This window comes from Flavobacterium sp. CS20 (genome assembly GCF_018080005.1).
Taxonomy (GTDB): Bacteria; Bacteroidota; Bacteroidia; order Flavobacteriales; family Flavobacteriaceae; genus Psychroflexus.
The window spans coordinates 174543-190969 of sequence record NZ_CP073015.1 but is presented as its reverse complement, the minus strand read 5'-3'; the positions used below and the strand labels follow the sequence as shown (position 1 = coordinate 190969).

At 34.1% G+C, this 16427-nt stretch carries 10 protein-coding genes and 3 pseudogenes; 2 read left to right on the top strand and 11 right to left on the bottom strand.

What is annotated here, in order from left to right; all coding sequences use genetic code 11:
* The first annotated feature begins 83 nt into the window (after positions 1–83).
* On the top strand, positions 84–680 hold the full coding sequence (locus IGB25_RS00875) for a hypothetical protein (RefSeq protein ID WP_211065768.1): 597 nt from the start codon (positions 84–86) through the stop codon (positions 678–680).
* Here the strand turns inward: IGB25_RS00875 and IGB25_RS00870 are convergent.
* The 4 genes from IGB25_RS00870 to IGB25_RS00855 all read right to left on the bottom strand — a co-directional run bounded on the left by IGB25_RS00870 (position 675) and on the right by IGB25_RS00855 (position 4708).
* Positions 675–1841: a sigma-54 dependent transcriptional regulator gene (locus IGB25_RS00870; RefSeq protein ID WP_211065767.1), complete on the bottom strand. Its 1167-nt coding sequence runs from the start codon at positions 1839–1841 to the stop codon at positions 675–677. The two genes, IGB25_RS00875 and IGB25_RS00870, sit on opposite strands and share 6 nt — an antisense overlap.
* On the bottom strand, positions 1842–2726 hold the full coding sequence (locus IGB25_RS00865) for a DUF6268 family outer membrane beta-barrel protein (RefSeq protein WP_211065766.1): 885 nt from the start codon (positions 2724–2726) through the stop codon (positions 1842–1844).
* A gap of 184 nt (positions 2727–2910) precedes the next feature.
* The gene (gene dnaJ, locus IGB25_RS00860) at positions 2911–4035 is read right to left on the bottom strand and encodes a molecular chaperone DnaJ (RefSeq protein WP_211065765.1); all 1125 of its coding nucleotides are present in this window, start codon (positions 4033–4035) and stop codon (positions 2911–2913) included.
* Between the two features lie 37 nt (positions 4036–4072).
* Positions 4073–4708: a nucleotide exchange factor GrpE gene (locus tag IGB25_RS00855; RefSeq protein WP_211065764.1), complete on the bottom strand. Its 636-nt coding sequence runs from the start codon at positions 4706–4708 to the stop codon at positions 4073–4075.
* 131 nt (positions 4709–4839) lie between these two features.
* Here IGB25_RS00855 and IGB25_RS00850 point away from each other — a divergent pair, with 131 nt between their 5' ends.
* Complete coding sequence (locus IGB25_RS00850; protein ID WP_211065763.1) at positions 4840–5514, top strand: YceI family protein; 675 nt, start codon at positions 4840–4842, stop codon at positions 5512–5514.
* A gap of 92 nt (positions 5515–5606) precedes the next feature.
* Here IGB25_RS00850 and IGB25_RS00845 read toward each other — a convergent pair whose 3' ends face one another.
* The 7 genes and pseudogenes from IGB25_RS00845 to rplK all read right to left on the bottom strand — a co-directional run bounded on the left by IGB25_RS00845 (position 5607) and on the right by rplK (position 16388).
* Positions 5607–5936 (bottom strand): DUF3467 domain-containing protein, encoded by a 330-nt coding sequence (locus IGB25_RS00845; RefSeq protein ID WP_211065762.1) that lies wholly within the window; start codon positions 5934–5936, stop codon positions 5607–5609.
* Positions 5937–5943: 7 nt separating this feature from the next.
* Positions 5944–10260: pseudogene (rpoC, locus tag IGB25_RS00840) on the bottom strand (DNA-directed RNA polymerase subunit beta').
* Between the two features lie 58 nt (positions 10261–10318).
* Positions 10319–14131, bottom strand: coding sequence for a DNA-directed RNA polymerase subunit beta (rpoB, locus tag IGB25_RS00835; RefSeq protein WP_211065761.1), 3813 nt, complete (start codon positions 14129–14131; stop codon positions 10319–10321).
* A gap of 146 nt (positions 14132–14277) precedes the next feature.
* Positions 14278–14655 carry a 50S ribosomal protein L7/L12 gene (rplL, locus tag IGB25_RS00830; RefSeq protein ID WP_211065760.1) on the bottom strand — a complete coding sequence of 126 codons (378 nt, stop codon included), beginning with the start codon at positions 14653–14655 and terminating at the stop codon, positions 14278–14280.
* Between the two features lie 48 nt (positions 14656–14703).
* Positions 14704–15225 (bottom strand): 50S ribosomal protein L10, encoded by a 522-nt coding sequence (gene rplJ / locus IGB25_RS00825; protein WP_211065759.1) that lies wholly within the window; start codon positions 15223–15225, stop codon positions 14704–14706.
* Positions 15226–15233: 8 nt separating this feature from the next.
* Positions 15234–15933: pseudogene (rplA, locus tag IGB25_RS00820) on the bottom strand (50S ribosomal protein L1).
* Between the two features lie 18 nt (positions 15934–15951).
* Positions 15952–16388, bottom strand: a pseudogene (gene rplK, locus IGB25_RS00815) (50S ribosomal protein L11).
* Positions 16389–16427 lie beyond the last annotated feature (39 nt).

The following is a 16427-nucleotide window of genomic DNA, read 5'->3' as shown; positions in this document are numbered from 1 at the left end:
GTCGAAAATATTGAATTTAAATTACTTTATCGTTAATAATTCTGAAATTTAAGCGATTATAATTACTTTTGAAAAAAAATAAGTTGGACAATCTCGATAAAGAAAAGGTGATTTCAAATGTGGCGGCTTTACTTCAAGAAGTGCCGTCTTCTATGGAAATCATAAAAGATGATAAGCATAAAGAAAAACGGTTTAGATACTTAGCTAAACATATGGTTGACAAAGCCATTGAACGTGATGCTCTGATTGTGAGTGAAGACTATAATGGAATAGCCATATTGTTTGAAGAAGACCCCAACCGTAAAGTGAGTTTTTGGAAAGAATTGATGACAGATATAAAATTGGCTTTAAAAGTAACAGGAATTAAAAAAGGCTTGAAAGCTCTAAAAATTCAGGGTTATGTCAAAAAACAAAGTCCTAAGGACAAAAATCATTTATATTGTTGGTTTTGGGGTATTATGCCAGAAGCCAGAGATGTTGACAAAACAAAGACTGCCTATAATATGAAAAATCAGTTTATGGAGCTTTCAAAACAAAAGAAACTACCTATTTACGCTGAAACACGAATTAAAAGAGTTTATATAGCCTATCGAAGATATAAATTTGATTGCTTTCACCAATGGCAACATCCAAGTGGTGATACAATGTATTTTATGAAATATAAGCCTTCTGAATCATGATTTTTGACTAAATAGTTCAACATCTTTTGCGGTAATTTTATCGCCACCTAAAATGATTAGGCGTTCTACAACATTTCTCAGTTCTCTTATGTTTCCAGTCCACTGATATTGTTTTAAAATTTCTAATGCTTCTTCATCAATATCTTTTGGAGTAACGCCTTGTTCTTTTGCAATTGTTTTTAAAAAATGATTGACCAACAAAGGGATATCTTCTGGGCGTTCATCTAAAGAAGGAACATGTATCATAATTACCGCCAATCTATGATACAAATCTTCTCTAAATTTTTTGTTTTCAATTTCTTGCTTCAAATCTTTATTGGTTGCAGCAATAACGCGTACATCAACTTTTATGTCCTTATCACTCCCAACACGTTGAATTTTATTTTCTTGAAGTGCTCTTAAAACTTTAGCCTGAGCAGACAAGCTCATATCGCCTACTTCGTCTAAAAAAAGTGTTCCTCCGTTGGTCGCTTCAAATTTACCTGCACGGCTTTTGTTTGCTGAAGTAAATGCACCTTTGACATGACCAAACAGTTCACTTTCAATCAATTCTGAAGGTATAGTCGCACAATTTACTTCTACCATTGGTGATTTTGAGCGTTCACTTTTTTGGTGTATCCAATGGGCTACTAATTCTTTGCTCGTGCCATTATCACCGATGATCAAAACTCTTGCATCAGTTGGTGCAATTTTGTCAATCATAGATTTTATATGGTTCATGGCTTCTGACTGACCTATCATTTCATACTTTTTACTGACTTTCTTTTTAAGTGTTTTATTTTCGACAGCCAATTTATTGTGGTCTAAGGCAATTTTTACGGTTTGCAAAAGTCGGTTTAAATCTGGTGGTTTAGAGATATAATCAAAAGCTCCTTTTCGCATGGTTTCAACCGCGGTTTCTAAATCGCCATGACCCGAAATCATCACAATAGGCAGTTCAGGTTTTTCGGCTTTAGTTTTTTCTAAAACTTCAATACCATCCATTTTAGGCATCTTGATATCACATAACACCAAATCAAAATCATTATTTTTTATGAGTTCTATCGCTTCAACCCCATTAGAAGCGACTTCAATTTGGTAGTTTGAATCGTTTTCTTTAAGTATTTTAACTAGCACACGTCTAATGGCTTCTTCGTCTTCTACAATAAGTAATTTTGACATTTAATTCATTTTTATTTTAAGTCCAAATCTAAAGTAAGTACTATTTTTATCATTAATTGTATAGATGTCATTTGCATCGTTGTCTCTTAGTCTAATATCATTCAAAATGGTATAACCTACAAAACTGTAAAAACTAAAGTATTTCATAAATTTAAATTCATAACCTAAGCCAGAAAGCACAACTAACATCGAAAGTTCTGAGGCTTGCTCTGTAACATTATTTTGTGTAATTGCAATATCTTTTTGAACGTTAGCGTAAAATCCATCTAAGGTAGCAAAAGCTTGAACAATATGTTTAGGCGAAAATAAATATTTTATATTGGTTCTTGGAATACCTAAAGTATAATTAACTTTTGGACTAACTTCTTTGAAATAATTAACAAAAGGCAAAGGAAAAGGTCTGCCAGCATTGGTATTGAAAGTCAAACCAAAAATCAATCTTGATTTCTTTTGATTTTCGGTTTTAGGTTGAGATTTTAAAACATAAACGGAACCATTAAAAATGATATCATCTGACATCAAACTATTTTGAAAGTTTGATGTTGCAACCACTCCTGCTTCTGCCGCATATCGCCAATTTTCTTTAAAATTTCTGAGGTATGCCAAACTTGCTTTATAGTATTGAAAGCGGTCAAGTTTTTTTCTATCAAAAGGTGCAATATCATTAAATTGAAATTCGACATTTTGATATTCAAATCTAGGAATTAGAATGTCTTTATTTCTAAGTTTAATAGGAAAATTAAAAAACGTTTTGAAGCGTCTAAAAGAATTATCAGAATCTTCTTGTGGAAACCAAGTGTATTCAACTCTTGCAATATCTGGAGACTGAGCGAATATGGGAGGTATAAAAAACAGTAAACCAATCAGGCTTAGGTAATGTTTCATAAATAAAATTACTTTGTATTAAGTCGGTGTGTTTTTAAATAATAAGGACAAATTTGTTTTAGATAATAAAACCCACCCGAAAACAAACGTTTAAGGATGGGAAAAAATTGCTATGAAAATGAAAAACATCACTAATTGGTTTAGTGATGTTCAAATATAAATAAAAAAGCGTTTAAATTAAGGTTTATGAAAACATATCCTTAACTTTTTCAAAGAAAGATTTATCAGATTTATCGGGTTTAGGCTGGAAATTTTCTGCTTCTAATTGATTTTGAAAAAATTGTTGTTGTTCACGATTTAAATTTTGAGGTGTCCACACGTTGACGTGAACCAACAAATCGCCTGTTCTGTATCTATTAAGATTTGGCAGTCCTTTAGATTTTAGTCTTAATATCTTTCCGCTTTGAACACCAGGTTCAATTTTTATACGCACTTTACCAGAAACAGTTTGAATTTCTTTTGAAACGCCAAGTGCGACTTCAGAAAAACTAATATATAAATCGTAATGCAGGTTTTCACCATCTCTTTTTAATAAATCGTGTTCTTCAACTTCAATTAAAACAATTAAATCACCAGCAACACCATTTCCAGGTGCTTCATTACCTTTGCCCGAAACTTTGAGTTGCATACCATCTTCAACACCAGCTGGAATTTTGATAGACACTAACTCGTCTTCAACTTTTAATCCGTGAGCATCAGTTCCAACTCCTTTGTTTTCAATAATTTGACCACTACCTTGACAGGTACTACACGCTGAAGCTGTTTGCATTCTTCCCAAAATTGTGCTAGTAACACGTGTAACTTGACCAGAGCCACCGCAAGTAGGACAAGTCCTATAAGTTGTATCTGCAGATTTTTTCTTTCTTTTGACTTTTATTTTTTTCTCAACGCCATTGGCAACATCTTGAAGTGAAAGTTTCACTCGAATCCTAAGGTTGCTTCCCTTTGAGCGACCTTGGCGACCAAAGCCTCCAAAACCAGAAAATCCACCGCTTGAGCCACCAAAAGCAGAGCCAAAAATATCACCAAACTGACTGAAAATGTCGTCCATATCCATACCGCCACTACTGCCAAAACCACCACTGCCATCAAAGGCTGAATGACCAAACTGATCGTATTTGGCTTTCTTTTCTGGATTGCTCAAAACTTCATAAGCTTCTGTCGCTTTTTTGAACATCGCTTCGGCTTCTGCATCACCAGGATTTTTATCAGGATGATACTTTATAGCCAACTTTCGGTATGCTTTTTTAATTTCTGTCGCAGATGCATTTTTATCTACACCTAATATGTCATAATAATCTTCTTTCATCAATACTATTTTTTCATTAAATCCACAATGGCAACTTTTATTTACCTGTTATAACTTTAGGAAATCTTATAATTTTATCGCCTAAAGTATAACCTCTTTCAACCACATCAACAATTTTGCCTTTCATCGATTTGTCTGGTGCGGGAATTTGAGTTACAGCTTCATGAATATCGCCATCAAATTTGTCACCTTCATTAACTGACAATGGTTCTAAACCTTTTGACTTTAATGTTTCTCTTAGTTTGCTATTAATAAGCTCAACGCCTTCTATAAGGTTTTTATCTTTGGACTTATTGATTTCTTTTAAAGCTCTATCAAAATCGTCTAAGACAGGCAACATAGCTTGCATCAACTCTTGAGAAGCTGTTTTAAAAAGTTCTAAACGTTCTTTACTTGTACGTCTTTTATAGTTTTCAAACTCAGCAAACAAGCGCAAGTATTTGTCTTTTTGTTGATCCAATTCTTGTTGAAGTTGTTCCTCTTTAGTCAAAGATTTTTCTTCCTGCTTTTGCTCAGAATTTTCTTTTTCATTATCTTTTTTTGTGTCGCTCTTTGACTTAGAGTTACTTTTTTTATCATCTTCTTTTTTGGACGAATCTGCTTTCTTCTTAGCATTATCTTGCTCTTGCTCTATGTTTTCGTCTTTTTGTATAGTTGTTTCTTCCTTTTTCATCTGTCAGTATATAATTATTGTTTAATTTAAGTTGTCAAATCAGTTGCCAAGACTTACTTTATGTCAAATTGTCATTATTTTAAAGTTTCGCAAAATTAAGTATTTTTACCAAAATTAAAACCTAAAAAATTATGAGCAACAAACTAAAGATCATTTGTGCGATAGTTTTAATCAACTTAACATTTGGTTGTAAGTCTGACCAAAAACAAAAGAAAACAAAAGAAACAGAAGTAACGCCAAAAACAGAAAATGATATTTCTGGACAATACAAAGTTGATGAAAATTCATCAATAATTAATTGGATAGGCTCAAAACCTGCTAGAAAGCACACTGGAATTATCAAGGTAAAGTCTGGTGAAATGAGTTTTGAAAACGGCAAATTAGTCTCTGGAAAATTTACTATTGATATGAATAGTATTAATGTTCGAGACTTAGAAGGTCAAGATAAAATAGATTTAGAAAATCATCTAAAAGGAAGCATAGAAGGTAAAGAAGATCATTTCTTTAATGTTGAAGAATATCCTTATGCTTTTTTTAAAATAACTTCTGTTGAACCTTTTGAAGGTAAACACAAAATTAAAGGTGATTTGGAAATTAAAGGCATAACTAATTCAGTTGAATTTGTTTCTGAAATCAATTTTGGTAATGATAACCAAGCTGTTAAACTTATTAGTGAAGAATTCAGTATAGATAGAACTGAATGGGACATTGAGTTTATGTCAAAATCAGTATTTGATGATTTAAAGGACAATTTTATCAACGATAACATTCAAATTCAGGTCAACATAAAAGCAATTCAATCTTAAGCATTGATTTAAAAAAAAACTGCCTCAAAACCTTGTAGAATCTGAAACGAGTTCAGATTGACAAAGCAAGTATTTTGAGGCAGTTTTTTGATTTAAGCTTCTCCAGTCGGTCCAAAATTCATCGGGATATTTTGATGTTGTTTTTGGTCGTCTTTAATTTCACCATTTGCACTTTCATAACGCCTGATATTTTCAGATAAAGCACTAAGCAAACGTTTAGCATGTTGTGGTGCTAAGATCATTCTTGATTTTACTTTAGATTTTGGCACACCAGGCATAACGCTAACAAAATCAAGCATAAATTCTGTAGAAGAATGATTTATGATAACTAAATTGCTATAGGTGCCATTAGCTATATTTTCATCTAACTGAATATTGAGCTGATTTTTTTTGGCTTTATCGTCTTTACAGTCTTTACTCATAACATTATTAATTTAAGTTTACACTGACGTTTGGTTGCATATCTTCGGGTTTTAGCATATTATCAAGTTCTTCTTCAGAACCCACAATAATATCATCAAACTCTCTTAATCCAGTTCCAGCTGGTATTTTATGACCCACAATAACATTTTCTTTTAAACCTTCAAGTTTATCAATTTTACCACTAACAGTCGCTTCATTAAGGACTTTGGTTGTTTCTTGGAAAGAAGTCGCAGAGATAAACGACTTGGTTTGAAGCGATGCTCTTGTGATACCTTGAAGAACTGGCATTGCAGTTGCAGACTCTGCGTCTCTTGCTTCTACCACTTTTTTATCTTCGCGTTTTAATATAGAATTTTCGTCTCTCAATTCGCGAAGAGTCACAATTTGACCAGCTTTAAGGTTTTGGCTATCACCTGGATCTTCAACTACTTTTTTACCAAAGATATTATCGTTTTCTTCAATAAAATCTTGTTTGTGTACCAGTTGGTTTTCTAAGAAAGTGGTGTCGCCAGAATCTTTGATTTTCACTTTTTGCATCATTTGTCTAACAACAACTTCAAAGTGTTTATCATTAATTTGAACGCCCTGAAGTCTATAAACTTCTTGAACTTCATTAACTAAATACTGTTGAACCGCACTAGGTCCTTTGATGTTAAGGATATCGTTTGGTGTCACAGAACCATCTGATAAAGGCATACCAGCTCTTACATAGTCGTTTTCTTGAACTAAGACTTGATTAGAAAGTTTGACCAGATATTTTTTAGTTTCTCCAAGTTTTGACTCTATGATAATTTCACGATTACCTCTTTTGATTTTTCCAAAAGAAACCACACCGTCAATTTCGCTAACAACGGCTGGATTTGATGGATTACGAGCTTCAAACAACTCTGTCAATCTTGGTAAACCACCTGTAATATCACCTGCTTTAGACGAACTTCTTGGTATTTTGACTAAGATTTTACCTTCATCAATTTTTTCTTCATTATCAACAATCAAGTGTGCACCAACAGGTAAATTGTAAGATCGTATGTTTTCACCTTTAGTATTTAAAATGTGAAGTGTTGGTATCTTACGTTTATTTTTAGATTCTGTTATCACTTTTTCTTGAAAACCTGTTTGTTCATCAGTTTCAATTTGATAAGTCAAGCCTTGTTCGATATTTTCAAATTTCACTTTACCCGCAAATTCAGAGATAATTACGCCATTGTATGGATCCCATTTACAGATAACGTCACCTTTTTTAACGGTATCACCAGGCTTAATAAATAGTTGAGACCCATAAGGAATAACGTTTGTAGATAGAACAACTCCAGCTTTTTTGTCAACTATTTTGAGTTCAGAAGTTCTTGAAATAACAATTTTGGTGTCATTGCCTTCATTGTCTTTACCGTTTACGGTTTTAAGATCTTCAATTTCAGCTTTACCATCAAAGTTAGCTTCAAGTTTGTTGTCTTCAGAAATGTTACCTGCAATACCACCAACATGGAAGGTTCTTAATGTCAACTGTGTACCTGGCTCACCAATAGACTGAGTCATGATAACGCCAACGGCTTCGCCTTTTTGAACGGTTTTGCCTGTAGATAGATTTCTACCATAACATTTCACACAAATTCCTTTTTTAGACTCACAAGAAAGCGGTGATCTTACGTCTATACTATTGAGTGCAGAATTTTCAACCATTTCTGCTTTCTCTTGAGTAATTTCTTCTCCGGCAGATAAAATCTGTTCACCACTGATTGGATCAATTACATCATTGAGAGCAGTTCGACCTTCAATTCGTTCACCGAGAGTTTCTACAACTTCGTCGTTTTTCTTTAAGGCAGAAACTTCAATACCTCTTAAAGTACCACAATCTTCTTCTCTAACAATAACATCTTGAGAAACGTCAACAAGTCGTCTGGTAAGATAGCCAGCATCTGCTGTTTTAAGTGCGGTATCGGCAAGACCTTTACGAGCACCGTGAGTAGAGATGAAGTATTCTAAAATAGATAAACCTTCTTTAAAGTTAGAAAGAATTGGGTTTTCAATAATTTCACCACCACCAGAAGTAGATTTTTTTGGTTTAGCCATAAGTCCACGCATTCCTGTAAGTTGTCTAATTTGTTCTTTAGAACCACGTGCACCAGAATCAAGCATCATATAAACTGAGTTAAAGCCTTGCTTGTCTTCGGATATACGTTTCATTGCCAACTCAGTAAGGTTAGCGTTTGTGGCTGTCCAAATATCAATAACTTGATTATATCTTTCATTATTAGTGATAAGACCCATATTATAGTTACCTACAATAGTTTCAACTTGAGCATTGGCTTCATCAATCAATTGTTGTTTTTCTTCAGGAATGATAATATCACCGAGTGAAAAAGATAATCCGCCTTTGAATGCGTAGTTGTATCCTAAACTTTTAATTTTATCTAAAAATTCGACAGTTTCAGGAATGCTAGTTTTCTTAATCACATCACCAATAACATTTCTTAAAGTTTTTTTGGTAAGAACATCATTGACATAACCGAACTGTTTTGGCAAGTGTTCATTAAAGATGACTCTACCTACAGTAGATTCAATAATTTTATAAGGTTTTTTAGCTTTTGGATCATCATCTCTAATTCTTACTTTTATAGAAGAATTGAGTTCAACCTTTCCTTCGTTTAAAGCGATATTAACTTCTTCAAAAGAATAGAAAGTTAAACCTTCACCTTTGACTTTGTAGTCTTTATCTGACTTACGTTCTTTGGTCATATAGTATAAACCAAGTACCATATCTTGAGAAGGCACAGTGATTGGTGAACCGTTAGCAGGGTTGAGAATATTATGAGAAGCTAACATTAAAAGTTGAGCTTCTAAAATTGCTTCAGGACCTAAAGGTAAGTGAACTGCCATTTGGTCACCATCAAAGTCTGCATTAAATGCCGTACAAGCTAAAGGGTGAAGCTGAATGGCTTTACCTTCAATCAACTTAGGTTGAAACGCCTGAATACCAAGTCTGTGAAGAGTTGGTGCCCGGTTAAGTAAAACAGGATGTCCTTTGAGTACATTTTCTAAAATATCCCAAACTATAGGTTCTTTTTTGTCAATAATCTTTTTAGCAGATTTTACTGTTTTAACAACACCTCTTTCTATCAATTTTCTGATAATAAAAGGCTTGTAGAGTTCTGTCGCCATATCTTTAGGTAAACCACACTCATACATTTTAAGTTCAGGACCAACAACAATTACCGAACGTGCAGAATAATCGACACGTTTACCCAGTAAGTTTTGTCTAAAACGACCTTGTTTACCTTTTAATGAATCTGAAAGTGACTTTAATGGTCTGTTAGAGTCAGTTTTTACCGCTGAAGATTTTCTGGTATTATCAAATAATGAATCGACAGATTCCTGAAGCATACGTTTTTCATTACGCAAAATCACTTCAGGTGCTTTGATTTCCATCAATCTTTTTAGACGGTTGTTTCTAATAATGACACGTCTGTACAAATCATTGAGGTCTGATGTTGCAAAACGACCGCCATCAAGAGGTACTAAAGGTCTTAACTCTGGTGGAATAACTGGAATAACTTTCATAATCATCCATTCAGGATTGTTATTACGGTTATTTTTAGAATCTCTCAGTGCTTCAACCACTTGAAGTCTTTTTAAGGCTTCTGTTTTTCTTTGTTTTGATGTTTCGTGATTAGCTTTGTGTCTTAAATCGTAAGATAGTTCGTCTAAATCAATACGCTTTAAAATATCAATCAAACATTCAGCACCCATTTTAGCGATAAACTTATTCGGGTCATCGTCTTCAAGGTATTGATTTTCTTGAGGTAAGCTATCTAAAATATTGAATAACTGGAATAACTTTCATAAGTCCATTTTTTGTAAAGGTTCACCGTCTTCATTTTTGGCATTACCAGGTTGAATCACGACATATCTTTCGTAATAGATAATCATGTCGAGCTTTTTAGAAGGAATACCGAGAAGATAGCCTAATTTGTTTGGTAAAGATCTAAAGTACCAAATGTGAGCTACAGGAACAACAAGATTGATGTGCCCTACTCTATCTCTACGAACTTTCTTTTCAGTCACTTCAACGCCACATCTATCACAAACAATGCCTTTGTAGCGAATTCTTTTATATTTACCACAGGCACATTCATAATCTTTGACTGGACCAAAGATGCGCTCACAAAACAAACCATCTCTTTCTGGCTTGTGGGTTCTATAATTTATAGTTTCAGGTTTTAAAACTTCGCCTCTTGATCTGCCAAGAATTTTTTCAGGTGAAGCTAAACCTATTGAAATTTGATTAAATTTTACTTGAGTATTCTTATCGTTTTGTCTTGTCATTGTACAAGTTTAAAAGAATTAATTTAAAAAATATTGATATGTTTAAACAACTAAACATTTATTCTTCCAATTTAATATCTAATCCAAGTCCTTTCAGCTCGTGCATTAAAACATTAAATGATTCAGGCAAACCAGGTTCTGGCATAGTTTCGCCTTTTACAATAGCTTCATAAGTTTTGGCTCTACCGATAACATCATCAGATTTCACGGTTAAGATTTCACGTAAAGTGCTCGATGCACCATATGCTTCGAGAGCCCAAACTTCCATTTCGCCAAAACGCTGACCACCAAATTGGGCTTTACCACCAAGGGGTTGTTGAGTGATTAGCGAGTAAGGTCCAATAGAACGAGAGTGCATTTTGTCCTCAATCATATGACCGAGTTTTAGCATATAGATGACACCTACAGTTGCGGGTTGATCAAATCTTTCACCAGTTCCACCATCATAAAGATAAGTATGTCCAAATCTTGGGATACCAGCTTTGTCGGTTAATTCATTAATCTGATCTAAGGTAGCTCCATCAAAAATTGGGGTCGCGTATTTTTGACCTAATTTTTGTCCAGCCCAACCTAAAACGGTTTCATAAATCTGACCGATATTCATACGAGAAGGAACCCCAAGTGGATTGAGCACAATATCAACAGGTGTGCCGTCTTCAAGGAAAGGCATATCTTCTTCTCTAACAATTTTGGCTACAATACCTTTGTTGCCATGTCGTCCAGCCATCTTATCTCCAACTTTCAATTTACGTTTTTTAGCAACATAAATTTTAGCCAGTTTTAAAATACCTGATGGCAATTCATCACCAACAGAAATAGTAAACTTCTCACGTCTTAAGTTACCTTGTAAATCGTTCTTCTTAATTTTATAATTGTGAAGAAGGTCAGCTAATAAGCTATTTAAGTGTTTATCAGTTGTCCAGGTTCCTTTGGTTAAATGTGTAAAGTCTTCAACAGAATTCAACATTTTTAAAGTGAATTTTTTACCTTTAGGCAAAACATCTTCACCTAAATCATTTTGAACCCCTTGAGCGGTTTTACCGTTAACGAGTGCAAAGAGTTTTTCAATTAAGATGTTTCTTAACTCTTCAAATTTAACGTGATATTTAGCTTCAAGTTTGTTGATTTCTTCTTTATCTTTTGCACGTTTTCTTTTGTCTTTTACAGCACGTGCAAAGAGTTTTTTATCAATAACAACACCTCTAAGTGATGGAGAAGCCTTTAAAGATGCATCTTTAACATCACCTGCTTTGTCTCCAAAAATAGCACGAAGAAGTTTTTCTTCAGGTGTAGGGTCGCTTTCGCCTTTTGGTGTAATTTTTCCAATAAGGATATCACCAGGTTTGATTTCAGCACCTACTCTGATCATACCATTTTCGTCAAGGTCTTTTGTAGCATCTTCAGAAACGTTTGGTATATCGGGTGTGAGTTCTTCATTACCAAGTTTAGTATCTCTCACTTCAAGAGAATATTCATCAACGTGAATCGAAGTTAAAATATCTTCACGGACAACTTTTTCTGAAATCACAATTGCATCCTCAAAATTATAACCTTTCCAAGGCATAAACGCCACTTTCATGTTTCTACCAAGAGCTAATTCACCAGCTTCAGTTGCATAGCCTTGACATAAAACTTGACCTTCAGTAACACGATCTCCAACTTTAACAATAGGTTTTAAGTTGATTGATGTGCCTTGGTTAGTTTTTCTAAACTTGATAAGTTTATATGTTTTAGAATCGGAGTCAAAACTTACTTGTCTTTCTTCTTCTGTGCGATCGTATTTGATTGTGATTTTTTGAGCATCAACGTATTCTACAACGCCTTCTCCTTCAGCATTGATCAATACTCTAGAGTCTTTAGCGACTTGTCTTTCAAGACCAGTACCAACGATAGGAGAATCGACTCTCAATAAAGGAACAGCTTGACGCATCATATTTGATCCCATCAATGCACGGTTGGCATCGTCGTGTTCTAAGAATGGAATTAACGATGCAGAGATTGAAGAAATTTGGTTTGGTGCCACATCAATATAGTCAACTTCTTTTGGGTCAACTACAGGAAAATCGCCTTCTTTTCTAGCAATAACCTTTTCAGCAAGTATTTTTCCATTTTCATCAATAGGAATATTGGCTTGAGCGATTAATTTTTCTTCTTCTTCTTCAGCAGACAAATAAAGTGGTTCACTATCAAAATCTATAACACCATTTTCAACTTTTCTATATGGAGTTTCAATAAAGCCCAGATTATTAATTTTTCCAAAAACAGACATTGAAGAAATCAAACCAATGTTTGGTCCTTCAGGAGTTTCTATTGGACATAATCTGCCGTAGTGTGTAAAGTGAACATCACGAACCTCAAAGCCAGCACGTTCTCTGGATAAACCACCTGATCCTAAAGCAGACATACGACGCTTATTGGTCAATTCTGCAATAGGATTGGTTTGATCCATAAACTGAGACAATTGATTTGTTCCAAAAAATGAATTAATTACCGATGATAAAGTCTTAGCATTAATTAAATCGATTGGTGTAAAGACTTCATTATCTCTAACATTCATTCGTTCTCTAATGGTTCTAGCCATTCTTGCCAACCCAATTCCAAATTGTTGAGACAATTGCTCTCCAACTGTTCTTACACGTCTGTTAGAAAGGTGATCAATATCATCAACTTCGGCTTTAGAATTAACAAGTTCAATAAGATATTTGATGATGGTTATGATATCATCTTTGGTTAAAACTTTTTTGTCTTCAGAAATATCAAGACCAAGTTTTTTATTCATTCTGTAACGACCAACTTCACCGAGATTGTAGCGCTGATCACTAAAAAAGAGCTTATCAATAATACCACGAGCTGTTTCTTCATCAGGCGGTTCGGCATTACGTAATTGTCTATAGATATGTTCAACCGCTTCTTTTTCAGAGTTGGTAGGATCTTTTTGTAAAGTGTTGTAAATAATGGCGTAATCACTATTACTACTATCTTCTTTGTGAAGCAAAATTGTTTTTGAACCTGTTTCTAAAATTTCTTCGATATGATCTTTTTCAAGTTCTGTATCACGATCTAATACAATTTCATTTCTTTCGATAGAAACAACTTCGCCAGTATCTTCATCCACAAAGTCTTCATACCAAGTATTGAGAACACGGGCAGCGAGTTTACGACCTAATACTTTTTTAAGTCCAGTTTTAGAAACCTTAATTTCTTCAGCAAGGTCAAATATTTCTAAGATATCTTTATCGCGTTCAAAACCAATAGCTCTGAAAAGCGTGGTTACTGGTAATTTTTTCTTTCTATCGATGTAAGCGTACATCACTGAATTGATATCGGTAGCAAATTCTATCCAAGAGCCTTTAAATGGGATAACTCGAGCTGAGTATAATTTAGTTCCGTTAGCGTGAAAAGACTGCCCAAAGAACACACCTGGTGATCTGTGAAGTTGAGAAACCACAACACGTTCAGCACCATTTATGATGAAGGTTCCACTCGGTGTCATATAAGGTATTGTTCCTAAATATACATCTTGAACAATGGTTTCAAAATCTTCGTGTTCAGGATCTGTACAATAAAGTTTTAGTCTCGCTTTAAGCGGAACACAGTATGTAAGACCGCGTTCAATACATTCTTGGATTGAATATCTTGGCGGGTCTATAAAGTAATCTAGAAATTCAAGAACAAACTGATTTCTGGTATCGGTTATGGGAAAATTTTCCATAAACGTGTTGAAAAGACCTTCATCAGAGCGTTCTTCTGGTTTAGTTTCTAATTGAAAAAAGTCTTTGAAAGATTTAACCAGTATATCTAAAAAATCTGGATAATCAGGTTTATTGGTTACAGAAGAAAAACTGATACGTTCATTTTGATTTACTGACATCTACGAAAGAATTTAATGCTTATTAGCAAAATTGAAATAATAAAAATTTTGTGTAAACTACACTTGCATTATTAAATGCAAAATGGTTTAGACCTTCAGAAAGTTAAATTCTGAGGTCTAAACCTTTAAATATCAAATAGTTGAAATTATTTAAGTTCAACCTCAGCGCCTGCTTCTTCTAATTGAGATTTTAGAGATTCAGCTTCGTCTTTAGTGACACCTTCTTTAATTGGTGATGGTGCGTTATCAACAAGAGCTTTTGCATCTTTAAGACCTTGACCTGTTAATTCTTTTACAAGTTTAACAACTGCCAATTTAGATCCACCTGGTGCAGTAAGGATAACATCAAATTCTGTTTGCTCCTCTGCTTCTTCACCACCACCGTTGGCGCCTCCACCTGCAACAGCTACAGTCAAAGAAGCAGGTTCAATGCCGTATTCTTCTTTAAGAATATCAGCTAATTCGTTAACTTCTTTTACAGTTAGGTTAACTAATTGTTCTGCGAAATCTTTTAATTCTGCCATTTTCTATCGTTTTTAATTGTATTTATATTGATTTATTAGTGCTTAAATTTAGCTTTCTTTTTCAGAAAGCGTTTTTAATATTCCTGCAAGTTTTCCACCACCAGATTGAAGTGCTGAAATAACGTTTTTAGCAGGTGATTGAAGCAATGATACTATATCGCCAATGACTTCTTCTTTAGACTTGATGTTTACAAGTGTTTCAAGGTAGTCATCACCAAGATAGATAGCTTCATCTACAAAAGCACCTTTTAATAGGGGCTTTTCGTTCTTTTTTCTAAAATCTTTAATAACTTTGGCTGGAGCATTACCAGTGTCAGAAAACATAATAGATGTGTTTCCTTTAAGGGTTTGGTCTAAATCACCAAAATCTTTATCGGTACTGCTCATGGCTTTAGCCATTAAAGTATTTTTTACGACGAGTAATTTGATATTAGCTTTGAAACAAGCTCGTCTTAGTTTATTGGTATTTTGAGCATCTAAGCCAGAAATATCAGTAAAATAAATGCTTGAAGTTTCAGCTAACTTATCGGTTAACTCTTTAATTATATTTGATTTTTCTTCTCTAGTCATAATTAAAGTTATTGATCGGTGAAACGTTTGGTGTCAATAGCTATGCTAGGTAGACATCGTTGAAGACATGTGGATACTTTTTATGTAAATACCTTTTACAGTAGTAGGTTTTAACTTAACAATAGTTCCTAAGAGTTCGCGAGCATTACCCGCAATTTTATCAGCTTCAAATGATGTTTTACCTATTAAAGCGTGAACAATTCCAGTTTTGTCAACTTTGAAATCGATTTTACCACCTTTGACATCAGATACTGCTTTAGCAACATCCATGGTTACTGTACCTGTTTTTGGGTTAGGCATTAAACCTCTTGGTCCTAAAATTCTACCTAAGCATTCAAGTTTACCCATAACGCTTGGCATAGTAACAATAACGTCAACATCTGTCCAGCCGCCTTTGATTTTTTCAATATACTCATCTAGACCAACATAGTCAGCACCAGCTTCTTTAGCTTCATCAGCTTTATCTGGAGTTACTAAAGCTAAAACAGTAGTTTGTTTACCTGTTCCGTTAGGAAGGGTTACAACACCTCTTACCATTTGATTAGCTTTACGTGGATCTACATTGAGTCTAATAGCTAAATCTACTGATTCATCAAAGTTAGCATTAGATATATCTTTTACAAGTTTTGAAGCTTCAGCTACGGTATAGAGATTATCTCTATCGATTTTAGCTTTAGCTTCTTTTTGTTTTTTTGTAATTTGTCCCATTGAAATTAATTTAGAAATTTAAAAAGGTGCATCACCTTTTACATTAACACCCATAGAACGTGCAGTTCCAGCAACCATTTTCATAGCAGACTCAACAGTAAAAGCATTGAGATCTTGCATTTTATCTTCAGCAATTGCTTTAATTTGATCCTGTGTTATAGTTGCTACCTTCTTTCTATTAGGTTCACCTGAACCTTTTTTTGATTTGGTAGCTTCTAATATTTATCGTCCTGCTGGTGGGGTTTTGATAATAAAATCAAAAGATTTATCAGCATACACAGTAATTTCTACAGGTAATACTTTTCCAGCCTTATCTTGAGTTCTACCATTAAATTGCTTACAAAACTCCATAATGTTAACACCTGCAAGACCAAGAGCTGGACCTACTGGCGGAGATGGGTTTGCAGACCACCTCTAACTTGTAGTTTCACAATTTTACTTACTTCTTTTGCCATTTTTGTTTTTGTTTTTGATGGGATTGTTTCAGTGGGAAG